Genomic DNA, 22420 nt, shown 5'->3' on the forward strand with positions numbered 1-22420 from the left:
CGCCGTTACGTTCTCGACGGGAACCCCCATACGCGGCGACCTGTCGAATCGCCGCACGACCGTCGACGGCTTCATCGCCGTGGCGGACAATCCCCTCTCCAGCCCCGCTCGATCACGTCCCGCCCTTTCATGCTGAGCATTGGTCCCTTCTCGATCCGCGTCGTCGCGGTAGCCATCGCCGCGCTGCTCGCGTGGCTCGTCGCCCGTTTCATCCAGCGTCGCCCGCCGGACGGACACCACAAGAGCGCGTCGAGCCTGATCCTCGATGCGTTGCTGTTCGGCCTGCTCGCCGCGCGTATCGGCTACGTCGCGCAGTGGTGGCACGAATACGCCGCCGCGCCGCGCTCGATCATCGCGCTCGGCGACGGCGGCTTCGACTGGCGCATCGGCCTCGCGGCGGGAATCGTGTTCGCGGGCTGGCGCCTGCGCCGCCTGCCCGCGCTGCGTCGCCCGGTGATGGCCGGGATGCTCGCCGGTGTTGCCGCATGGGGGATCGCGCAGGGCACGCTCGCCACGTTGCAGCACAGCGCGCCGCCGCTCGCCGCGTTGCAGCTCGAAGCGCTCGATGCCACGCCGGTGCCGGTGCAACGCTTCGCGGGCAAGCCGGTCGTCGTGAACCTGTGGGCCACGTGGTGCCCGCCGTGCCAGCGCGAAATGCCGATCCTCGCGCAAGCGCAGCAGGATCATCCGGGGATGACGGTGCTGATGGTCAACCAGGGCGAAGACGCGCAAGCGGTGCGCGCGTTCCTCGAACAGAAAGGGCTGCGGTTCGATCACGTGCTGCTCGATCGCACGCTGCACGCGATGAAGACCTACGGTTCGCGCGGGCTGCCGACGACGCTCTTCTTCGACGCGAAAGGCAATCTCGTCGAATCGCACATGGGCGAGATCACCGCCGCGCGGCTGAAGGATGCCGTGGCGGACCGCTTCGGCCAGTAACGCGCACCTGCCGACAGGCAGAAGCGCCGCGCGTCACATCCGCGCTTCGACCGCGGCCAGCCGCGCCGGGAGATGTTCCAGCAGCGCATCGACGGCGGCCCGGACTTTCAGCGGAAGATGCAGCGTGTACGGCCACACTGCCTGGATCGGAAAGATCACGCCCGGCCGATCGGGCAGCAGCTCCCGCAACGTGCCGCCACGCAGCGCCTCGCGCACCAGCCAGTACGGCAGCCACGCGACACCCAGATCCGCGACGGCCGCATCCATCAGCGCGCTCAAATCGTCGGACAGCAGACGAACGGCGGGCTGCAGTTCCTCGCGCTGACCGTCGACGATCACGCGCCAGCGATGCACCTGGCCGAACCGCGTATAGGCCAGCGCCTTGTGCCGCTCGAGTTCTTCATAGGTCGTGGGCTCGCCGCAGCGGCTCAGATAGGCCGGCGATGCGCAGAACGCCATCCGGTGCTCGCCCAGCGGGCGCGCCACCAGCTCGCTGCTGTTCGGCAACGTGCCGACGCGCACCGCCAGGTCGAAACGCTCTTCGACCAGGTCGACGGAACGATCGCTGAACGACAGGTCGAGATCGAGCTCGGGATGCGCCTTCGCCAGGTCGATCAGGATCGGCGCCACGCAAAGATGACCGAACAGCGTCGGCATCGACACGCGCAGGCGCCCCTTCATCTGCCATTTGCCGGTTTCCAGCAGCGCCTCGCCCGCCTGGATCTGCTCCATCGCGCGCAGGCAATGGTCGTAGAACAACGCCCCTTCGTCGGTCAGGCTCTGGCTGCGCGTCGTCCGCTGAAACAGCACGACGCCCAGCCGCTCCTCGAGGCGCGCGATGCTCTTGCCGACCGCGGACCGCGTGATGTGCAGTTTCTCCGCGGCTTCCGCGAAGCTGCTCGCTTCCGCCGCGGCGACGAACACGTCGATGCCCTTCAGGTTGTTTCGCATGCGATTGGGGACAAATGCGCTACACAGTGCGTCGATCTTATCGCTTTTGGCGATAAAAAGTGAATGCTAGGATCGATTCCAGTCCTCACATTCGCAACGGAGCACCTCCCATGGCCCGGATCCTTGTCCTCAAATCGAGCATCAACGGCAGTCAGTCGCAAACCGGCGCGCTGATCGACACGTTCCTGGCCGAGCGCCAGGCCAACGGCCATGCCGACGACGTGATCGTGCGCAATCTCGTCGACGCCGAGCTGCCGATTCTCGACAGCGAGCTGTTTCACGCGCTGCGCGGCGCGGCCAACCCGAGCGAGCGCGCGCAACGGGCGATCGTGTTGTCCGATGCACTGATCGCCGAGCTCAAGGGCAGCGACCTGCTGCTGATCGGCGCGCCGATGTACAACCTCAACGTGCCGACCCAGCTGAAGAACTGGTTCGACCTCGTCGCTCGCGCACGCGTGACGTTCCGGTACACGGAGACCTACCCGGTGGGGCTCGTCGAAGGCATCAGCACGATCGTGTTCAGTTCCCGCGGCGGCGTGCACGTCGGCCAGGACACGGATGCGGTCACGCCGTACCTGCGTGCCGTGCTCGGCCTGATGGGCATCGTCGACGTGGAATTCGTCTATGCGGAAGGGCTCGACATGAGGCCGCACGGATTCGACGCGGGGCTCGCGAACGCACGCCGGCAGATGGACGCGCTGCACGCGTAAGGTCGGATCGACCGCGGCGGAAAGCGCGACGCGGAAATCAGACGCGTCCGATTGGCCCTGCCGGATGCCATCCGTAAACTCCGGCGCATGATGACGCCGATCCAGTCCACCTTCGACGCGCTGCGCGACACCGTCGCGCGATGCACCCAGCGCCCTTCGTTCCTCCGCAACCTCGACATCGTGGTGCTCGCGCTGATCGTCGCGAGCGTGCTCGTCGTGATGGCCGACAGCGTGCACGACCTGCATGAACGGTACGGCCACGCGCTCTATGCGGCCGAATGGGCGTTCACGTTGCTGTTCACGGCCGAATACACGGTGCGGCTGCTGTCCGCACCGAAGCCGCTGCAGTACGCGCGCAGCTTCTTCGGCATCGTCGATCTCGTGTCGATCCTGCCCACCTATCTCGCGTTCTTCTTCCCCGGCCTGCATGCGCTGATCGACGTGCGGCTGCTCCGGCTGCTGCGCGTGTTCCGCATCCTCGGGCTGTCGATCTACCTCGAGGAAGGGCAGATGCTGATGCGTGCACTGACCCGCGCGCGCCGCAAGATCTTCGTGTTCATCGGCGGGATGTTCGTGCTGGTGGTGATTCTCGGCACCGTGATCTTTCTCGTCGAAGGGCCCGAGAACGGCATCACGAGCATTCCGGTGGGCGTGTACTGGGCGGCCGTGACGATGAGCACGACCGGCTACGGCGACCTGACGCCGCATACGCCGCTCGGCCGGCTCATCACGTCGTGCGCGATCCTGCTCGGCTACGGGATCATCGCGTTTCCGACCGGGATCATGGGCGCGGAGCTGGTGGCGTCGGCGCTGGAGCGCACGCGTGCCGACACGCGGCCGGCCGTGGGCGATGAGCCGTGCTGCCCGCATTGCGGCGTCGCACTGCCTCGGCCTGGCGCTACCGACACGCCGCATCCAAAATAAGCCCCGTCCTATTCAGCTTCATCTCTCCCTAGTCGAAACTGGACTCATCGAGCGGTTCGGTCGCTGCAGCGCCGGTCATCACGACACGCGATGTGCACCGCAGATTCGCCGCTCGCCTTTCTGCCATTTCGATAAGGAGTTCACGTGATAATTCGATCGACCCTGGTGACGCTCGCCGCCGCCACGCTGACCACCGCCGCTTCCGCGCAAGTCCTGCAGGAAAAGAACCTGTCGCTGAACCTCGCCAGCGAAATCGCGCATCAGACCGTGCAGGCCTGCTCCGCCAACGGCTACAACGTGGCCGTCACCGTCGTCGATCGCAGCGGTCTCGCACGCGTCGTGCTGCGCGGCGACAACGCGGGGCTGCATACCGTCGACGCATCGAAGCGCAAGGCCTACACCGCGCTGTCGACGAAGACGCCGACCGGCACGCTCGCCACGAACCTGCAGAAGAACCCGGCCGCCGCGCAGATGACGGCGATCGACGGGTTCCTGGTGCTGGGCGGCGGCGTGCCGATCAGGGCCGGCGACGAAGTGATCGGCGCGGTCGGTGTGGGCGGCGCGCCGGGCGGGCATCTCGATGAAGCCTGTGCGCAGCAGGGGATCGCGCGCGTTCAGGCGAAGTTGCTGTAACGCGGCGGGCCGAACCGTTCCAGGTTCGGCCCTGCTTCTTTTCACAGGCCGCGCACAAACGCGCTATCGCCCCCTCACCCCGCCTGCCCGCCCAGCGTCTGCGCGAACGCCGCCAAGCCCGTCAGCATGATCTGCACGCCCACGCACAGCAGCAGGAACGCCGACACCCGCATCGCCACTTTCGTTCCCTCGCTGCCGAGATAGCGCGCGAGCGTCGTCGCGCGGCTGTAGATCTGCCAGATCGCGAACGCGACGAGCGCCGCGACCGCAACCGACACCACGCCCGACGCCAGATACTCGGCGGCCGTGCGGGCCCGGTTCGCATGCAGCGCGATGCCAGCCGCGATCGAGCCGGGGCCGATCGTCAGCGGCACCGTGAGCGGGAAGAATGCACGCGCCATCAGCTTCGGCAGATCGTCGCCCTGCGCGGCGCTGTCGCCGCCCGGCACGTCGGGCGCGTTGAGCATCGACCAGCCGGCCACGGCCACCGCGAAGCCGCCGCCGATCCGCAGCGCTTCCATCGAGATCCCGAAGAAGTTCAGCACCGGCGCGCCGATGAAAAAGATCACGAGCAGCGTGAAGAACACGTTCGTTGCGACCTGTTTCGACAGCGTCGCGCGCTCGGCCTCCGTCAGCGATTGCGTGCGTTCGAGAAACACGAACGCCATGCCGAACGGATTGATGATGCCGATCAGGCCGGTGAAGCCGAACAAGATTTCAGGGATCAGGCGGCCGACCGGCATTGCGATCGTGCTCCTCGGTAACGGACAGGGAATAAAAAAAGGCGACCGGTCGAGAAGACCGGCCGCCAAGAGGACATTCCTCAAAGTCCGGCGCGCACGGGGGGCGCGCCGGCCGCAGAACCCCGATTGTCGATGAAGCGCGGCGTGCGGGAAATCAGTCGGGTCTGATTTTGTACGCGCAACGCGCGGATCCCGTCGGACGCGCACAAGCCCCCCCAAATAAACCGGCATGCGCGCGGGGATCGCCCCTCTGCTTATCCGACTGGTCCGATTGAACCGGCTTCCCGATGCGGGTTAGATTGCCCGGGACCCGTCACACTTCAATCGGAGCACACGCATGAAAACCATCTTCATTACCGGCGGTACGAGCGGCATCGGCGAAGCCACGGCCCGACTGGCCGTGGCCGAAGGGCATCGGGTGGTTGTCACCGGTCGCCAGCGCCAGCGGCTGGATGCTTTCCTCGGCTCGTTCGATGCGCAGGCACGCGAGCGTATTACCGGCGACATCGTCGATGCGTCGTCGTGGGAGCAGACGCAACACGCGGTGCAGGCCTGCATCGATCGCTTCGGCGGGCTGGACGTCGCGTTTGCCAATGCCGGCTTTTCGTCGCGCGGCGACCTGCTGACCGGCGATCCGGAAAGCTGGCGCGACATGGTGATGACCAACGTGCTGGGTGCCGCGCTGCTGATCAAGGCGACCCTGCCGGCATTGACGGAACGGCGCGGGCATTTTCTGTTTACCGGCAGCACGGCCGGGCGCAAGGTCTATCCGGGCAATCTGTACACCGCAACGAAATGGGCCGTCACCGGGCTGGCCGAGAGCCTGCGGCAACAGGTCGTCGGCAGTGGCGTGCGCGTATCGGTGATCGCGCCTGGCCATGTCGACACGCCGCTGTGGGCCGAGACGCCCGATGCGATGATGAAGCCGGACGACGTCGCGCGTGTCGTGATGTGGGTGCTCAAGCAACCCGACCACGTGGATGTCAGCGAATTGATCATTCGCGCGCTCGGTCAGTCGTTCTGACCGGCGGCCGCGCCACGCGGCCGACACCACGATGTCCGAACAGCCCTTCGCTCCCGACCGGGAGCGAAGGGCTGTCGACATTCGCGATGCATCGCTCCTTACGCGCCCGTCAGCGTTCCGTCAGACGCGTGTGTCCGGGCAAGTTGACCGTGAGATCCGTGCTGCCTGCCGCCGGTCGCGCCGTGTCCCGCGTCGCCGCGAGCCATTGCGTGAATTCGGACGCGGTCATGCCGACCGCCTGCGCCGAGCTCGATGCCGGTGCAGCCGGCGGCGCATCGGCCGCCGTTGCCGCCTGCCGCGCGTGCGCCACCGCACCGTGAGCCGCAACCGCTCCGTTCTGCCCGGCACGGGCGCTCGCTGGCGTGCCGCGCGCCGTCTTGCCGCGCGATGCGACCGCAGGCTGCGCCGCCGCGCGTGACTTCACGGCAACCGGCTTGCCCGCCGACGATGCACGGCCCGCAAGCGGTGCCGGCGCCGGTGCCGCCACTTCCGCCACGACGGCATCCGACGCGACGACCATCGCAACGGCCACCGGTGCGCTCGCCGACGCATCCGCGCCGGCATGCAACGCTCGGGATTCCTCGGAGACGGCTTGCGCCGCCGTCGTCACCCGCGCATCCGTCGGTGCCGGGCGATCCGCCGGCACGATCGCCACCTCCGCCGGCCGACCGGTCGCGTGCGCCACCTCGGCTGCCGCGACGGCCGCCGTCGGCGCGGCCGAAATCGCGGCCTCGTAGAACGCGCCATGCGCCGCGTCATGCTGACGCTCGTCGAACCAGTGCGTCGCCGCGACGCATGCGACGCCGAACAACGCGCTGGCCATCAGCGTCAGCCGCCAGCGGCGGCGCAGCGGATGCGGGCGCACCCATGCTCGGTTATCCGAACCGAAATCCTCGGCGCGCACGATCTTGACGGGCCGTGCGGCCCTGGCGACATGGCCGCGGTCCGGCACGGGTGCCGGCACACGGTGCGCGCCGTAAATGTCGAACACGTGCTGTCGCGCGCGCCGGCTCGCCACGAACGGCCGACGTCGCCGGCCATACGGCGGCGGCACATCCGAGAACGGAAGTGCCAGCGGAATCGCGTAATTCCCGGTGATGTCCTGCATGCTCATGATGTCGGCGACGTATCGCGCAGCTTCCGCCGCGGCAATCCGTACGTGCTCCTGTAGTTGAATGGTCGGCTTCGAGTATCGCCGTCGGGCCGCCACCGGACAATCGGACCAGGCCGTATCGGACGCGGCATGGAGATCGGCCCAGTCCTACAGTCGTGTCAATCATCGTCAAGCGCATCGGCACGGTGTCCTGCAGCGTCCGGTTCGTTGCGATGGCCCCATCCTGTCGGCGTCGCGGAGAACCGGACGGTCGAATCCCCGCGGGGCCGACGGCCTGCCATGCGCTGCCCTGCCGCTCAACTCCCGCGATACACCGACGCGTACCACGGCGTACACAGCAACGGCACGTGATAGTGCTGCGCCGGATCGGTCACGGTAAAACGCACGGGCACGATGTCCAGCAGCCCGTCCGGTGCGTTGGTATCGATGACGTCCTTCATCTCCTTTGCCTCCTCGCGGATCGCTTCGAGCCTGCGCTTAGAACCGGCCGCGCAACCCGATGAACACTTCGTTCGACGACAGCTTCGACTTCAGCTGTTCGTCACGCGCGTTGATGCGGTTCGCGAACGTGTTGAAACCCGTCTCGACGTTGCCCATATCGACATAGCGGTAGCCGAGGTCGATCGAGAAGCGCTTGTTGATCGCGTAGCTGACGCCGGCGCCGGCCGAGTACGCGAGGTTCGTTTGCGTCTTCGATGCGAAGCGGCGCGAATCGTTGGTCTGCCAGCCGTCGGCCGACACGATCGCGACACCGATACCGAGCGTGCCGTACACGGAGAAGCCGCGGCCGAGATCGAAATCCTTGTAGCCGTTCAGCATCAGGCGTTGCGCCGACACGTGGAATTCGTTCGCGTTCGCGTCGAACGGCGCCCAGTAGCTCGTGAAGTTGTTGGTGCGCTTGAACACGTATTCGCCTTCCGCGCGCCAGCCGTTGCCGAACTGGTAGCCGAGGCCGAGCGAGCCGGTGACGTTCGAACCGGTGTCCGGGCCGCCGACGCGGCTTGCCACGCGCGGGCTCGTCAGCTCCATGTTCACCGCGTTGTCGAACGCGCCGATGATGCGGCCCGTCGCGTAGTAGCCGGCGTCGCCGAGATCGGCCGCCTTCTTCGTTTCCGGTGCGGCGACGGTGTCGGCGAAAGCGGCACCCGAAAACAGCAGGGCGAGCGTGGACGGCAGGGCAAAGCGCTTGATCATGATGAGTTCGATTCCTTGACGATGGATGACTTGTCGGAGAAGCCGTCATCGTAGGAATCGCGCCGCGATCGTTGAACCCGTTCGGCTACGGGTTGCACCTCCGTAGCGCTACGGAGGTGCGATGAAAACGCTAGGGCGACGACACACCCGCGAACGCCGCATAGTCGCGCACGAGCTCGACCAGCGACGCGGCCTGCAGCTTGTCGAACACGTTCGCGCGATAAGTCTCGACGGTGCGCGGCGACAGCCCGAGCGCGCGGGCAATCTCCTTGTTGCTCCAGCCGCGCACGATGCCGTCGAGCACCTCCCGTTCGCGCATGCTCAGCGTCGCGATGCGCGCCGCGCGCGCCGGGTCCGTGCCGCCGTGCGCGCCCTGTTCGCGCTGCGCCGCGTGCCGGCGGATCGCCTGCTGGACCGCGTCGATCAGCTCGTCGTCGTCCACTGGCTTGCGCAGGAAATCGAGCGCGCCGCGCTTGAACGCGCGCCGGCACGCGTCGATGTTGCCGTGGCCCGTCATCACGATCGCGGGCAGGTCGCGGCGCGCGCGCAATTCGTCGAGCGCGTCGAGGCCGCTCATCCCCGGCATCCGGATGTCGAGCAGCACGCAGCCGAGCGCCGCGTCCTCGGCGTCGACGAGGAACGCCTGCGCATCCGCGTAGCAGCGCGTCGGCAGGCCGACGGAGCGCAGCAGCAACGCGAGGCCGTCGCGCACGGCTTCGTCATCATCGACGATCGCGACGACCGAAGCGTCCGGTGTCGAATGAAGCGCTTCGTTCATGCAGCCTCCTCGGCCAGCGGCAACAGCAGCACGGCCTCGACGCCGCCCGTCGGCACATTGCGCACCGTCAGCCTGCCGTCCTGCCGCTGCGCGAGCGTGTCGCACAGCGGCAGCCCGAGGCCGAGCCCGTGCGTGCGCGTCGTGAAGAACGGCTCGAACAGGCGCGGCAGCGCATCGTCCGGCACGCCGGGGCCGTTGTCGACGACACTGAAGCGGTAATGCCGGCCGACCCGCGCACCGCTCACGCGGATCTCGCCGCGCGGTGTGCCAGCCAGCGCATCGCGCGCGTTCTGGATCAGGTTGTGCAGGATCTGCTCGACCGCGACCTGTTCGGCGAACGGCCGCTCGCGCGGCGCCGCGTTGTGCCAGGCGAGTGCGACGTGCTCGCGTGCGCAGTCGTCGCGGTACAGGAACAGCAGCATGTTCATCACGGCATCCGGATCGATCGCGTCGCGCTGGCCGGCGCACGCGGACGTCACCGCCGCACGCAGCCGCTCCAGGATCGAAGCCGCGCGCTTCGCCTGCGCGACGCTCGTCTGCAGCGCGCGGCGCACGCTGTCGTGTTCGGCCGGCCGATCCAGCAGGCGCTCGGCTGCACGCGTGTGCGTGACGATCGCGGTGAGCGGCTGGTTCAGCTCGTGCGCAAGGCCGGCCGCCATTTCGCCGAAGGTGTCGAGCCGGCCGAAGCGGTCGAGCCGCGCGCGTGCATCCTCGCGGCGGCGTGCCTCGCGCAACCGCCATGCGACCAACGCACCCGCGATGAGCAGCGCGGCCACCGCGTTCCACAGCGCGATCGGCAGCCACGGGAGATCGGCGATCGTCAGCGTGCGCGTCGTGCGCAGTACGAACGCCTGCGGCTGCGCCGGCAGGTGCTTCTCCAGATGCATCGTCCAGACGGGCAGCGCGCTGCCGGACTCACGCGACAGCAAGTCGATACGACGATCGCGCAGCTCCAGCGCCGCCGATGAAATCGCCGACGACCAGTCGCCCGGCTGGATCATCTGGCGCGGGTCGACGCGCACGGCCCAGCCGGAATTGGCCACCAGCCAGTAGGCTGCGGGGCCGTCGAACACCAGCGCGAACGGCTTCCCGGGCCTCGGCTGCGGCGTCATGACGGGCGCGGGCCCGCCGTCGGCCTGCCAGCCTGTGCCGTGCCGCCAGTACGCGAGCCCGTCGAGCTGCGGCATGCGTTCGCGCAGGTTGTCGAGCATGTGGGCTGGCGGCGCCGTCAGCGACGATGCGCCGAGCGTCGCTAGAATCGCCTCGTGCTGCGCGGCCTTCTGCGCGAGCAGGCGGATCGTGATGCTGGAATCCTGGAAGAAGCGGCCGTACGCGTCGGCGACGGCGCGCGACACGACGAAGGCCGTGCCGGCGAGGCTGAGCGCGAGCCACGCAAGCAGCGCGACGAGTCGAACGGAAGGTTTCATGGGCAAGGGCGGATTCGGCAATGGATGATGCATCGCGGGCAACGCGACGCACGGTCGACGCGAGGCGGCGAACACGGCAGACTCGGCACACGGCACGAGAATCCAGCCGCCACGCACAACGCGCTCCATTGTCGGCAAGTCCGCACGGCCTGTGGTCCGATTGCCGTTATGTTTCCTGTCAGACCCGTCCCAAACATGGCGCTCACCAGCAGCACGGCATGCAGTTTCAGACTGGGCTGATTTTCTTCAGACTCCGAACCGACCACAATCGGCCTGCTTGTTCTCCGTGGCCTCCGGGAGTACAGGCTCCATAGTCGATATTTTCCCGCCCACCCCGGCGGGACTTTTTTTGAACGGCATCGCGCCGATACCGCCCGGAACCCGTCCGGTCATGATCCCGCTTCCCTTCGTCCGATCGCGAACGCGCGCTGCGACCGCTTCGCGCCGGCTTCACCCGTCCGCATCGTGATCGACACGCCTTCCACTTCCATCGCGATCCTGACGATCGACCACCCGAGCCGCGGCGCGTTCGACGATCGCCTGCGTCGTGCGGGCTACGGCTACGACCGCCTGCGCATCGACGACATCCTGCGCAAATCAGGCTACCGTCCGGCGCGTTTCGAGTATCTGTCCGACCTGCTCGCGACCTGCGACACGCAATCGTTCGACCTGTTCATCGTGCAGTGCGAAACGGCCTGCCACCGCACGCTCGACGCGATCCGTGCACTGCGCGCGCGCTTTGCCGGCACGGTCGCGATCGTGTCGATCAGCCAGCGCGATGCCGACGCATCGCGCAGCGCGTGCTTCACAGCCGGCTCGAACGAGCACCTGCCCTACGTGTCGCCGGCCGATACGCTGATCGCGAGCATCGCGACCTGGCTCAGGTGGTCGCATCACCGCGCGACGCATCATCGCCACTGGCAGGTCGGCTGCTTCGAATTCGACGCGGCCGCGCGCATCGTGCGCGTCGCCGGTCGCGAGCACGTGCTGACCGAGAAGCACTTCCAGATCGCGACCGCGTTCTTCCTGAACCTGGGCCGTGCGCTCGACCGCGCGCACGTGAGCCAGCTCGTGTGGGGTTCGCTCATCGCGTCGCAGAGCCGGCGGCTCGACACGCACGTCGCGTACCTGCGCGACCGGCTCGAACTCGACGGGCGGCATGGCGTGAAGATGATGACGATGTACGGCTTCGGCTACCGGCTCGTGACCTGCGAGCCGACAGCACCTGCCCCGGCAGCCCCCGCCCCGTAACGATCAACGCGTCGCCGCGCGCCGCGCGCGCCCTCGCAAGCCTGACAGGCCCCATTGCGCGGTGATCGGACTCCATTATCATGGGGGCACCTTGGCCGACCGCCCCGCTCCCGATGGACCACTGCGCCGCACCCGACCGCCCCCGCCCGTCCGCCGATCCCACGCCGGCCGGCCGCCGCCAGCGCGCGCTGCTATACGGCGGCGGCATCGCCGTGACCATCGCGATCCTGCTCGCCAGCGGGCTGATGCTCTACACGATGGCGCGCGAGGCGATCCAGACGCGCTATACGACGTTCGCGGTGCGCCAGTTCCTCGTCCAGTTCGAATTCAAGATGCGCACGACGGGCATGGACACGCTCGTCACACACGACGAAGCCGTGTGGAATGCGCGCCCGACCGACCCCGCACGCGTGGCCGCGCTCGCGGCCGGGCACGGCCGGCTCGTGATCCAGGGGAGCCCGACCTTCCCGCCCACGCTGGTGCTGGCCGACCTGTCGCCCGAGCGCCCCGCCATGTCCTACGCGCACGATCTCGCGATGGCGAGCGACATGGCCTATCGCGTCGGTGCGTATGTCGCGAAGCACGATGCCGACCGTGCGATCGCCGGCTATGCATACCGCCCCGACCGCAGCTTCGGCGTCGTCATCCCCGAACCCGTGCCGCCCGATCCGCTGACCGCATCGCCGGCCACCGACGCGCAGACGCTCGTCGCGAAAGTCGCCGCCGGCATCGACACGCCGCCGCCGGGGCTATACCAATGGCATGCGCCCGTCTACGATCCGGTGCAGCGGCGCGATGTGTTCCGCGTCGCCGGCGCCGTCTATAACGGGCACACGCCGAGCGTCGTGTTCCTGTCGACGCTGCCCTGCGACACGCTGCGCACGCGGCTGGCCACCGGCGACACGGCCGACGCCGCGATCATCGCCGATGCAGGCGGCCGCACGCTGCTGCGTGCCGGCACCGCCGCCAGCGACGACGCGACGCTCGCGTCGGTCGAACGCCTCGGCACACACATGCGCGCTGCGGCAAACAACGGCGGCCCGCGCACCGCATACGGCGACGGCCTGTTCGCGCTGAGCCAGCCGATCCCCGACACCGACTGGACGCTCGTGCAAGCCTTCACGCTGCGCTCGCTGCTCGCGACGCTCGGCCTGCGCGCGGGCGGCTACGCCGCGCTGATGCTGGCCGTGATCGCGCTGGTGTGGTGGCTGCTCGTGCGCTTCGACCGCCGCGTGCTGAAGCCCGACGAAACGCGCCGCCGCCGCACGATCGAAAGCGAGAACCTGAACCGCACGATCGTCGAGGCCGCGCCGTCCGGCATCGCGCTGCTGTCGCTCGCCGACGGCACGGTGCTGCTGCAGAACGACACGATGCGCGACTACGATGCGCGCCGCGCTGGCGAACCGTCGCTGCCGGTGCGGTTGCTCGAACGCTTCGACCGCTCGGCCGGCACTGACGCATGGCAGTCCGGCCTGCACGTGTCGCTGCCCACCACCCGCGGCGATGCGGTCGATTTGCTCGTCAACCTCGTGCGCACGCGCTACCGCGACGCGGACGTCGTGCTGGCCAACTTCTCCGACATCACGTCGCAGAAGAATGTCGAGCGCGCACTCGACAACGCGCGGCAAGCGGCCGACGCGGCGAACAATGCGAAATCCGCGTTCCTCGCGACGATGAGCCACGAGATCCGCACGCCGCTGAACGCGATCCTCGGCAATCTCGAACTGATCGGCCGCGAGCCGCTCGCCGATACGCAGCGTGAACGGCTGCACACCGTCGAAGGCGCGTCGTCGGTGCTGCTCGACCTGATCAACGACATCCTCGACCTGTCGAAGATCGAGGCCGGCCAGATGACGATCGAGGCGATCCCGTTCGATCTTGCGGAGACGATCCGTCAAACCGGCGCGATGTTCGAGCCGCTCGCCACCGCGAAGGGGCTGCAATTCGACGTGTTCGTCGACGATGCGCTGCCTGCGCGCTATCTCGGCGACCCGACGCGCATCCGGCAGATCGCGGCCAACCTGCTCGGCAACGCGATCAAGTTCACGAACCACGGGGAAGTCACGCTCGAGGTGTACCTGCGCGACGACACCGATCCGGATTCGCCGATCGCGATCGGCGTCAGCGACACGGGCATCGGGATGACCGACGAACAGCGCGGGACGCTGTTCCGCCCGTTCACGCAGGCCGACACGTCGATCACGCGGCGCTACGGCGGCACGGGCCTCGGGCTCGCGCTGACGAAGCAGCTCACGCAGATGATGCACGGCGCGATCGACGTGAAGAGCGAGCCCGGCCACGGCAGCACGTTCGTCGTCACGTTGCCGCTGAAGCCGGCGACCGGCGAGCAGATCGCCACGCAGGAGGCCGCGCGCGCCGACGACGCGGCGCTGCCGGCCGTCACCGCGCGCGTGCTGGTGGTCGACGATCATCCGGTGAACCGCACGCTGCTGCAGGGGCAGCTCGTCACGCTCGGCTATGCGGCGGATGCGGCCGAGGAAGGTGCATCGGCATTGCGGCGCTGTACCGATACGCGCTACGACCTCGTGATGACCGATCTCAACATGCCGGGCATGGACGGCTATACGCTTGCACGCGTGCTGCGTGCGCAGTATCCGGATCTGCCGGTGGTCGCGGTCACCGCACACGCGAGTGCCGCTGAACATGCACGATGCGCGGAAGCGGGGATCGTTGCCGTGCTGGTGAAGCCGGTGCTGCTCGAGACGATCGACCGAACCGTGCGGCGCCATGCGCACGCGGTGCCCGCGCAGGCAGTGGGGCGGCGAACGCTGGTCGATCTCGCGGAAGGGCCGCTGCCGCCCGATGTGCATGCGCTGCTCGACACGAGTCTCACGCAGTCGCTGGCGGCGGTGCGTGAGGCTGTGACGAATGGCGATGTGCCGAAGCTGCGTCACGAACTGCATTCGCTGCGCGGCGCGTTCGCGACGATTCACGAGCATGCGGTGGCCGATGCGGTCGGCGAACTGCAGGCCGTCGCGCACGGCGGCAATCTGACGTCGTTCGATGGCCGGCTCGCGGAGGCTGAACGCCTTGCGCGGGATGCACTGCAACGGCGCAAGGCGCAGGCGCCGTCCGTCTGAACAAGACGCGACCGGCCGTTTCCGGTCGGTCTTTCCCCCTTCCCTAAATCAACACGCGGGCCTTGCCCAGCAAGGCCACTGCACGCTTGTAGGACTGGGCCTACACAGGCGCTATCTCGAATCAGCCAAGGACGACTGATTAGGACGAGGCCGATCCCTACCATCGGTTTGTGAACTGACAAACCGTAAGGAGTAGGGCAAATGAACAAGACCTATCGCAACATCTGGAACGCAACGACCCGCACGTGGACGGCCGTGGCCGAGACGGCGAAGTCGCATTCGAAGGGGTCGTCGCGTGCGGCGCGGCAGGCCGTGATCGCGATCGCGCTGGGTGGCGCGGTCATCGGCAGCGCGGCTGCGGCGGATGTATGCACGACGGCGGACGGGGCGAGCGGTACGGTCGACGATGCAGGTGTGTGCCGGATGGTGAATCAGAGCGAAATCGGCACCATGGGATCGATCGGCACCATGGCGGGCGGCTGGAGTTCGGGCAATGGTATCTCGGCCTGGGCAGGCAGCGGAACGGCAGCGAACGCCGCTACGGCCAGCGATATCTCGATCGGTAACGGGAGTAGCGCTCTCGGCGGCACTTCCACGGCCTTGGGCAACGGGGCAACCGTAGGAACCAGCGCGGGCACCGCGATCGGTGCAAACTCGACGTCTACCGCGAGCTATGGACTCGCTATTGGTGCTGCCACGCGGACAGGCCGGGGAGCGGTCGTGGAAGGTACGGGTTCAGTGGCAATCGGCACGATTACCCATGTCACCAGTGACGCCAACAACGCCGTCGCCCTCGGTATGGGCTCCGTTGCACATGAAGCGAACACCATCTCCGTCGGCGCGGGTATTCCCAACATCGACGGAGCGACGTTCACGCGCCGGATTGTCAACGTTTCGGCAGGCACCGCAGATACGGACGCCGTGAACCTTGGCCAGATGAATGCCGGCCTCTCGACGACGAATGCGTCAATCGCGGCGACGAACACGGCGCTGTCTACGACCAACACCTCGCTGGCCTCGACGAACACGAACCTTTCAACCACCAACGCCACGCTCGCCGCAACCAACACGGCACTGTCGACCGCGCAAACCACCATCGCGACGCATACGACGCAGATCGACAACCTCAACAACCAGTTGAACGAGCTGTCGGACGGCACGGTCGGTCTCGTCCAGCAATCGGCTGCGGGCGCGGACCTCACCGTCGGCGCGAACACCGACGGTGCAGCCGTGAATTTTGCCGGCACGGCCGGCGATCGCAAGCTGACGGGCGTCGCCAACGGTACCGCCGCTTCGGACGCCGTGAACTTCGGCCAGTTGAGCGCCACGAACGCCGTTGTCGATGCAACCAAGGCCGAGCTGTCGACCACCAATGTCTCGCTCGCGTCGACGCAAACGGAGCTCTCGACCACGAATGCCCAGGTCGCCACGCTTGATAGCGACATGACGACCGCGAAGGGCAACATCGCGACCCACACCGCCGATATCGCAACGATCAACGACCAACTCGCCGGCCTGTCCGACGGCTCGATCGGTCTCGTCCAGCAATCGGCTGCCGGTGCGGACCTCACTGTCGGCGCGAACACCGACGGCGCGGCTGTGAACTTCGCCGGCACGGCCGGTGATCGCAAGCTAACGGGTGTCGCCAACGGTACCGCTGATGCGGACGCCGTGAACTTCAGCCAGCTGAGCACGACGAATGCCGCCATCGACGCAACCAACGCCGAGCTGTCGACCACCAACGTCTCGCTCGCGTCGACGAATACGGCACTGTCGACCACGAACGCCCATGTTGCTGCGCTTGATAGCGACATGACGACCGCCAAGGGCAATATCGCGACCCACACCGCCGATATCGCAACGATCAACGACCAACTCGCCGGTTTGTCCGACGGCACGGTCGGCCTCGTCCAGCAATCGGCTGCCGGTGCGGACCTCACGGTCGGCGCAAACACCGATGGCGCAGCCGTGAACTTCGCCGGCATGGCCGGTGATCGCAAGCTCGCGGGCGTCGCCGCCGGTACCACCGATTCGGACGCCGTGAACTTTGGCCAGCTGAGCGCCACGAATGCCGCTGTCGATGCGACCAACGCCGGGTTATCGACCACCAACGTCTCGCTCGCGTCAACCCAAACGGAATTGTCGACCGCACAGACCACGATCGCGACGCATACGACGCAGATCGACACCATCAACAACCAGTTGAATGAGCTTTCGGATGGCACGATCGGCCTCGTCCAGCAATCGGCTGCAGGTGCGGACCTCACTGTCGGTGCGAACAACGACGGCGCAGCCGTGAATTTCGCCGGCACGGCCGGCGATCGCAAGTTGACGGGCATCGCCGCCGGTACCGCCGATTCGGATGCGGTGAACTTCGGCCAGCTGAGCGCCACGAATGCCGCTGTCGATGCAACCAAGGCCGAGTTGTCGAGCACCAACGTCTCGCTCGCATCGACCAATGCCGAACTGTCGACCACCAATGTCTCGCTCGCGTCGACGAACGCGGCACTGTCGACCGCGCAGACCACCATCGCCACGCATACGACGCAGATCGACACCATCAACGACCAGTTGAATGAGTTGTCGGACGGCACGATCGGTCTCGTCCAGCAATCGGCTGTTGGCGCGGACCTCACGGTCGGCGCGAACACCGACGGCGCAGCCGTGAACTTTGCCGGCACGGCCGGCGATCGCAAGCTCACGGGCGTCGCCGCCGGCACCGCCGATTCCGACGCCGTGAACTTCGGCCAGCTGAGCGCCACGAATGCCGCTGTCGACGCGACCAAGGCCGAGCTGTCGAGCACCAACGTCTCGCTCGCATCGACCAACGCCGAACTGTCGACCACCAATGTCTCGCTTGCATCGACGCAAACGGAACTGTCGACCGCACAGACCACCATCGCCACGCATACGACGCAGATCGACACCATCAACGACCAGTTGAACGAGCTGTCGGACGGTACGATCGGCCTCGTCCAGCAATCGGCTGCCGGTGCGGACCTCACGGTCGGCGCCAACACCGACGGCGCTGCCGTGAACTTCGCCGGCACGGCCGGCGATCGCAAGCTCACGGGCGTCGCCAACGGCACCGCCGATTCGGACGCCGTGAACTTCGGCCAGCTGAGCGCCACGAATGCCGCTGTCGATGCGACCAAGGCCGAGCTGTCGACCACCAATGTCTCGCTCGCATCGACGCAAACGGATTTGTCGACCGCGCAGACCACCATCGCGACGCACACGACGCAGATCGACACCATCAACGACCAGTTGAACGAACTGTCGGACGGCACGATCGGCCTCGTCCAGCAATCGGCTGCCGGTGCGGATCTCACGGTCGGCGCGAACACCGACGGCGCAGCCGTGAACTTCGCCGGCACGGCGGGCAACCGCAAGCTGACGGGCATCGCGGCAGGCGACGTATCGGCTGCCAGCACCGAAGCGGTCAACGGCTCGCAACTGCACGGGGTCGCCGACAGCGTTGCATCGGCGATCGGCGGCGGCTCGACCGTCAACGCGGACGGCTCCCTCTCGGCACCGAGCTTCACCGTCGGCGACGGCAGCGGCGGCACGAAGATCGTCAGCACGGTCGGCGACGTCGTCACCAACCTCAATGATCGCGTGACGAGCAACGAAGGCGGCATCAAGAACCTTGCCGAGCAGCTCAGCAGCGGTACTGTCGGCCTCGTTCAGCAGGACGCGACAAGCGGCATGATCACGGTCGGCGCAGGCGGTGCCGGCTCGGTAGTCAACTTCGCCGGCAGCGGCGGCCCGCGCGTGCTGACCGGCGTCGCGAACGGCGTGCACGACGACGACGTCGTCACCGTCTCGCAACTGCGCGCGACCGGCCTCATCGACTACACGGGCAAGGAAGTCGGCGCCGTCACCTACGACAGCGGCCTCTCGTTCGATACCGTGACCTTCGCCGGCACGGACGGCACGGTACTGCGGCAGGTCGCGGCAGGCATGATCAGCGCGACCAGCATGGAAGCCGTCAACGGCAGCCAGCTCTACGCACTGCAAGAGCAATTCGCGAAGCAGTACGACGATCTGTCGAACCGTTACGACGATCTGTCCGGCCGGGTCGGCGAACTCGAAACCAGCCCCGGCCCGAGCGACCCCGGCACGGGCGGCCCGGGTGCTGGCGGCCCCGGCACGGGCGACGGTTCGACCGTCGTCGGCGAAGGCGCGGACGCATCGGGCAAGAACAGTTCGGCGATCGGCAACGGCTCCGTCGCGTCGGGCGACAACAGCTCGGCCATCGGCAACGGTTCGGTCGCGTCGGGCGACAACAGCACGGCCGTCGGCCAAGGCTCGGTCGCATCGGGCGAAGGCAGCACCGCGATCGGCCAGGGCTCGACGGCCTCGGGCAACAATTCGGTCGCGATCGGCCAGGGCTCGGTCGCAACGGAAGCGAACACCGTCTCGTTCGGCGACGGCACCGCGGAAGGCAACCGCCGGCTCGTCAACATCGCGGACGGCATCAACGCGTCCGACGCGGCGACGAAGGGCCAGCTCGACCGCGCGATGGAATCGGTCGACCAGCGCTTCAACGACACGAACCGCGCGATCAACGACGTCGCGAAGAACGCGTATGCAGGTATCGCGGCCGCAATGGCGATGCCGAACATGACGCCGTCGCAGCCGGGCAAGACGGTCGTCGCGGTCGGCGCCGCGAACTTCAAGAGCGGCTCGGCCATCGCGGCGGGCGCGACCTACCGTTCGCGCAACGGCAACTGGCTGGTGAACGGCGCGACGTCGGTCACCTCGGTCGGCGACGTGGGCATCCGTGCGCAAGTCGGCTACGAGTTCTGACCGGACGGCTCCGCGCAAGCGGAGCGTCGACCCGAAGCGGGGGAAGCGATTCCCCCGCTTTTCGGCCGACGGCCAGTGGCGATTCCTCCGAGTTGCCACCGGCCGTCGGCGCGACGGCGTCGCGTCCGGCCAGCCGTCTCGCCGCCCGCGACGGCGCCCCAGCGCCGGCCCCCCCCGTTCAACAACGCCGAACGCGTGTCGCCCCGCGCCGCGCAACGCGTGAGACCCTCATGAACAAGACCTTCCCCATCCGCATCGTGATCGCCGACGACCATCCGGCGATCGTCATCGGCGCGCGCTACGAACTGTCGGCGACGAACACCGTCGCGGTCGTCGCGACCGCGCACAATTCGACGGAACTGATGGACGCGCTCGCGAACCATCCGTGCGACGTACTCGTATCCGACTATGCGATGCCCGGCAGCGACTACGGCGACGGGCTCGCGCTGTTCACGACGATCCTGAAGCGCCACACCGGCCTGAAGATCGTCGTGATGACGATGATGGAAAACGCAGTCGCGCTGCGCGCGCTGATCAATCTCGGCATCGCGTGCATCGTCAGCAAGTCGGACTTGCCGAACCACCTGACGATGGCGATCCACGCGGCCTATACGAGCGGCCGCTACCTGTCGCCGTCGATGGACAAGATCCTGCGCAACGCAGGCAGCGTGACCGGCAAGGCGCCGGCGCTGTCGGTGCGCGAAGTCGAAGTGATCCGGTTGTTTGCGTCGGGATTGTCGGTCAACGAGATCGCCGAGAAGCTGAATCGCAGCAAGAAAACGATCAGCACGCAGAAGAGTTCGGCGATGCAGAAGCTCGGCATCGAGCGCGACGTCGATCTCGTGCGCTATGCGATCGCATGCGGGCTCGTGACCGATTACGGGTATGCATCGGCACAGGCTGCCGGCGAAACGGACTGACGAAACCGAAACCTTGAGATGAAAGCATCGGCACCCGCGCGGTGCCGATGTGTTTTCCCGCGCCGACGCATCGCATCGCGACGCGGATGGGCCGCTGCGCGCCGCCATCCTGCGGCGCGTGACAACATGCGCCCGGTCAGGCCGGGTCGCCGCCCTGTGCGCCTTCCGCTTCTCCGCTGCGCCCTTCGCTGCCCGCGGCAGCCACGATCCCGTTCTCGATCGCATAGCGCAGCAGGTCGATGTCCTTTTCCACGCCGATCTTTTCCATCGCGCGCGCCTTCTGCGTGCTGATGGTCTTCTTGCTGCGGCTCAGTTTCTCCGCGATTTCGTTCACCGTCAGGCCCGACGCATACAGGCGCACGACCTCGATTTCGCGCGCACTCAACTCGCGCTTCTGGTCGGCGGCCCGCGCGCTCGAATGCGAGGTCAGCGTCCGCACGACCTTCTCGACCGACGGCGAGTAGTAGGTGCCGCCCGTCGCGGCCGCGTGAATCGCGGGAATCAGGTGATCGACCGTATCGGACTTGCTGACGATGCAGGTAATGCCGAGCCGCGTCAGCGCGCCGATCACCGCCGGGTTGTCGAGCATGGTCAGCACGACCAGCTTGGCGACCGGGTAGTTGCGTTGCAGGTAGGAGAACAGCGTGATGCCGTCGCCGTGCGCGCTGCCGGGCATCGCGTAATCGGACACCACGACGTCGCACGCGCCCGCATCGAGCAGCCGGATCAGTTCGGTCGAGTTGCCGGCCTTGCCGGTCAACTGGATCGTCGGCACCGACGACAGCCCGTGCTCGACGCCGGCGAGCATCGCCGGATGGTCGTCGGCCAGTACCACGCGTATCAGATAGCTTCCCATAGTCGTCCAGATTTGCGCGGCCTGGTGTCGTGGCGGAAACTGCCACGCGCCGGCCGGCGACGGCGCTTGCGCGCGTCGTGGATCGTAGTTGGGCGCTATCTTCGCATGAAACCGGGGTGGTATCCATGGATCGGGCCAACGGCCCTGAGGCGGGTTGTGCGGACGCACAAAAAAGCCGCCGGCTCGTGACGAGCCGGCGGCTTCAGGCATCTGCCGGGCGGAGGAAGCAGGCGCGTCAGCGGCGCCCGCCGTTCAGCGCATCATCGCGCGTCGATCCGGATCTCGACGCGACGGTTCTGCGCGCGGCCTTCGGCCGTTGCGTTGGTGGCGACCGGATCGGCCGCGCCCACGCCTTCGGAAACGAACGACTGCGCCTTCAGGCCGTTGCTGCTCAGGTAGTTCATCACGTTGCGCGCCCGCGAAGCCGACAGCGCGAGGTTGTGCGTCTTGCCGCCCGTCGAATCGGTGAAGCCCGTCACGCTCACGCGGCGGAATTCGATGCCGCGATTGATGTCGATGAAGCGGTCGAGCTGGTTGCTCGCCTGCGGCGTGAGCGCCGCGCTGTCGAGGCCGAAATTCGCGTCGCCCTGCAGCAGCACCTGGCGCTGCGGGACCGGCTGCGGCGCGGGTTGCGGCTGGGGTTGCAGTTGTGCGGCCGGTGCCGCTACGGGTGCCGGCTGCGGCTTGCCACAGATGAAGGTGATTTCACGCGGATCTTTCATCGGCGCGCGGCTGTGCACGCGGTCGATCATCTCGAGCGGTGTGAAGCCCTGGCCGCGGCAGAATTCCTCGGCAGCCTTCGCACAGGCATTCACGCTGCCCAGCAAACCGTCGCAGCTCACGCGGAACACATTGTCCGACTTGCCGGGGATCGATACCGCGCGGATGTCGTAGGTGAGCCCCGATTGCGTCGTACACGCACCGAGCGCCATCGCGATTGCGCCGATCGACGCGGCGCGCAACAACAAGGTGGAAATTTTCATGGTGAAACGTCCGCCCGAAGGCGGACGATAAAGATCGGATTAAAGGAAAGGGATCGGAAG

At 67.3% G+C, this 22420-nt stretch carries 17 protein-coding genes and 1 pseudogene; 9 read left to right on the plus strand and 9 right to left on the minus strand.

The annotated features are described in order from the left end of the window. Positions 1-129 precede the first annotated feature (129 nt). The gene (locus BDI24065_RS02180; protein ID WP_175029813.1) at positions 130-939 is read left to right on the plus strand and encodes a TlpA disulfide reductase family protein; all 810 of its coding nucleotides are present in this window, start codon (positions 130-132) and stop codon (positions 937-939) included. A gap of 33 nt (positions 940-972) precedes the next feature. Here BDI24065_RS02180 and BDI24065_RS02185 read toward each other — a convergent pair whose 3' ends face one another. Further along, positions 973-1890 carry a LysR family transcriptional regulator gene (locus BDI24065_RS02185; RefSeq protein ID WP_175029814.1) on the minus strand — a complete coding sequence of 306 codons (918 nt, stop codon included), beginning with the start codon at positions 1888-1890 and terminating at the stop codon, positions 973-975. Between the two features lie 110 nt (positions 1891-2000). On the opposite strand from BDI24065_RS02185, the gene BDI24065_RS02190 reads away from it, so the two are divergent. From BDI24065_RS02190 to BDI24065_RS02200, 3 genes are all read left to right on the plus strand, one after another. Then, the gene (locus BDI24065_RS02190; RefSeq protein WP_175029815.1) at positions 2001-2600 is read left to right on the plus strand and encodes an NAD(P)H-dependent oxidoreductase; all 600 of its coding nucleotides are present in this window, start codon (positions 2001-2003) and stop codon (positions 2598-2600) included. Positions 2601-2687: 87 nt separating this feature from the next. After that, on the plus strand, positions 2688-3524 hold the full coding sequence (locus tag BDI24065_RS02195) for an ion transporter (protein ID WP_175029816.1): 837 nt from the start codon (positions 2688-2690) through the stop codon (positions 3522-3524). A 150-nt stretch (positions 3525-3674) separates the two neighbouring features. After that, positions 3675-4157, plus strand: coding sequence for a heme-binding protein (locus BDI24065_RS02200; protein ID WP_175029975.1), 483 nt, complete (start codon positions 3675-3677; stop codon positions 4155-4157). Between the two features lie 74 nt (positions 4158-4231). On the opposite strand, the gene BDI24065_RS02205 is transcribed toward BDI24065_RS02200, so the two are convergent. Then, positions 4232-4900, minus strand: a complete 669-nt coding sequence (locus tag BDI24065_RS02205) for a MarC family protein (protein WP_175029817.1) — start codon at positions 4898-4900, stop codon at positions 4232-4234. Between the two features lie 337 nt (positions 4901-5237). On the opposite strand from BDI24065_RS02205, the gene BDI24065_RS02210 reads away from it, so the two are divergent. After that, entirely contained in the window at positions 5238-5924 is a 687-nt protein-coding gene (locus BDI24065_RS02210; RefSeq protein ID WP_175029818.1) for an SDR family oxidoreductase, read from the plus strand. A gap of 109 nt (positions 5925-6033) precedes the next feature. Here the strand turns inward: BDI24065_RS02210 and BDI24065_RS02215 are convergent, their stop codons facing one another. The 5 genes and pseudogenes from BDI24065_RS02215 to BDI24065_RS02235 all read right to left on the minus strand — a co-directional run bounded on the left by BDI24065_RS02215 (position 6034) and on the right by BDI24065_RS02235 (position 10437). After that, positions 6034-7032: a serine protease gene (locus BDI24065_RS02215; RefSeq protein WP_254609653.1), complete on the minus strand. Its 999-nt coding sequence runs from the start codon at positions 7030-7032 to the stop codon at positions 6034-6036. A 302-nt stretch (positions 7033-7334) separates the two neighbouring features. Continuing rightward, positions 7335-7451: pseudogene (locus BDI24065_RS02220) on the minus strand (hydroxyisourate hydrolase); the annotation flags it as partial. Positions 7452-7515: 64 nt separating this feature from the next. Further along, on the minus strand, positions 7516-8232 hold the full coding sequence (locus BDI24065_RS02225) for an outer membrane protein (protein WP_175029821.1): 717 nt from the start codon (positions 8230-8232) through the stop codon (positions 7516-7518). Positions 8233-8362: 130 nt separating this feature from the next. Next, complete coding sequence (locus tag BDI24065_RS02230) at positions 8363-9010, minus strand: response regulator transcription factor (RefSeq protein ID WP_175029822.1); 648 nt, start codon at positions 9008-9010, stop codon at positions 8363-8365. Beyond that, complete coding sequence (locus BDI24065_RS02235; protein ID WP_175029823.1) at positions 9007-10437, minus strand: sensor histidine kinase; 1431 nt, start codon at positions 10435-10437, stop codon at positions 9007-9009. Before BDI24065_RS02235 ends, BDI24065_RS02230 begins: the two co-directional genes overlap by 4 nt. Before the next feature lie 465 nt (positions 10438-10902). Here BDI24065_RS02235 and BDI24065_RS02240 point away from each other — a divergent pair, with 465 nt between their 5' ends. The 4 genes from BDI24065_RS02240 (at position 10903) to BDI24065_RS02255 (ending at position 20521) form a co-directional block, all read left to right on the plus strand. After that, a complete protein-coding gene (locus tag BDI24065_RS02240) occupies positions 10903-11688 on the plus strand; it encodes a response regulator transcription factor (RefSeq protein WP_254609654.1) in 786 nt (261 codons plus the stop codon). A gap of 80 nt (positions 11689-11768) precedes the next feature. Further along, entirely contained in the window at positions 11769-14789 is a 3021-nt protein-coding gene (locus BDI24065_RS02245) for a sensor histidine kinase (protein ID WP_254609655.1), read from the plus strand. Positions 14790-14990: 201 nt separating this feature from the next. Further along, positions 14991-19601: an ESPR-type extended signal peptide-containing protein gene (locus BDI24065_RS02250; RefSeq protein WP_175029824.1), complete on the plus strand. Its 4611-nt coding sequence runs from the start codon at positions 14991-14993 to the stop codon at positions 19599-19601. A gap of 230 nt (positions 19602-19831) precedes the next feature. Beyond that, positions 19832-20521 carry a response regulator transcription factor gene (locus BDI24065_RS02255; protein ID WP_175029825.1) on the plus strand — a complete coding sequence of 230 codons (690 nt, stop codon included), beginning with the start codon at positions 19832-19834 and terminating at the stop codon, positions 20519-20521. Positions 20522-20657: 136 nt separating this feature from the next. Here BDI24065_RS02255 and BDI24065_RS02260 read toward each other — a convergent pair whose 3' ends face one another. Beyond that, the gene (locus BDI24065_RS02260) at positions 20658-21377 is read right to left on the minus strand and encodes a response regulator transcription factor (protein WP_175029826.1); all 720 of its coding nucleotides are present in this window, start codon (positions 21375-21377) and stop codon (positions 20658-20660) included. Between the two features lie 260 nt (positions 21378-21637). Further along, positions 21638-22360: an OmpA family protein gene (locus BDI24065_RS02265; protein ID WP_175029827.1), complete on the minus strand. Its 723-nt coding sequence runs from the start codon at positions 22358-22360 to the stop codon at positions 21638-21640. Positions 22361-22420 lie beyond the last annotated feature (60 nt).

Source organism: Burkholderia lata, assembly GCF_902499025.1.
GTDB lineage: Bacteria > Pseudomonadota > Gammaproteobacteria > Burkholderiales > Burkholderiaceae > Burkholderia > Burkholderia lata_C.

Coding starts and splice junctions, on each gene's coding strand:
- BDI24065_RS02205 (WP_175029817.1), bottom strand. CDS start 4,900: ATGCCGGTCGGCCGCCTGATCCCTGAAATCTTGTTCGGCTTCACCGGC.
- BDI24065_RS02190 (WP_175029815.1), top strand. CDS start 2,001: ATGGCCCGGATCCTTGTCCTCAAATCGAGCATCAACGGCAGTCAGTCG.
- BDI24065_RS02260 (WP_175029826.1), bottom strand. CDS start 21,377: ATGGGAAGCTATCTGATACGCGTGGTACTGGCCGACGACCATCCGGCG.
- BDI24065_RS02265 (WP_175029827.1), bottom strand. CDS start 22,360: ATGAAAATTTCCACCTTGTTGTTGCGCGCCGCGTCGATCGGCGCAATC.
- BDI24065_RS02255 (WP_175029825.1), top strand. CDS start 19,832: ATGAACAAGACCTTCCCCATCCGCATCGTGATCGCCGACGACCATCCG.
- BDI24065_RS02195 (WP_175029816.1), top strand. CDS start 2,688: ATGATGACGCCGATCCAGTCCACCTTCGACGCGCTGCGCGACACCGTC.
- BDI24065_RS02210 (WP_175029818.1), top strand. CDS start 5,238: ATGAAAACCATCTTCATTACCGGCGGTACGAGCGGCATCGGCGAAGCC.
- BDI24065_RS02250 (WP_175029824.1), top strand. CDS start 14,991: ATGAACAAGACCTATCGCAACATCTGGAACGCAACGACCCGCACGTGG.
- BDI24065_RS02180 (WP_175029813.1), top strand. CDS start 130: ATGCTGAGCATTGGTCCCTTCTCGATCCGCGTCGTCGCGGTAGCCATC.
- BDI24065_RS02235 (WP_175029823.1), bottom strand. CDS start 10,437: ATGAAACCTTCCGTTCGACTCGTCGCGCTGCTTGCGTGGCTCGCGCTC.
- BDI24065_RS02230 (WP_175029822.1), bottom strand. CDS start 9,010: ATGAACGAAGCGCTTCATTCGACACCGGACGCTTCGGTCGTCGCGATC.
- BDI24065_RS02245 (WP_254609655.1), top strand. CDS start 11,769: ATGGGGGCACCTTGGCCGACCGCCCCGCTCCCGATGGACCACTGCGCC.
- BDI24065_RS02225 (WP_175029821.1), bottom strand. CDS start 8,232: ATGATCAAGCGCTTTGCCCTGCCGTCCACGCTCGCCCTGCTGTTTTCG.
- BDI24065_RS02215 (WP_254609653.1), bottom strand. CDS start 7,032: ATGCAGGACATCACCGGGAATTACGCGATTCCGCTGGCACTTCCGTTC.
- BDI24065_RS02185 (WP_175029814.1), bottom strand. CDS start 1,890: ATGCGAAACAACCTGAAGGGCATCGACGTGTTCGTCGCCGCGGCGGAA.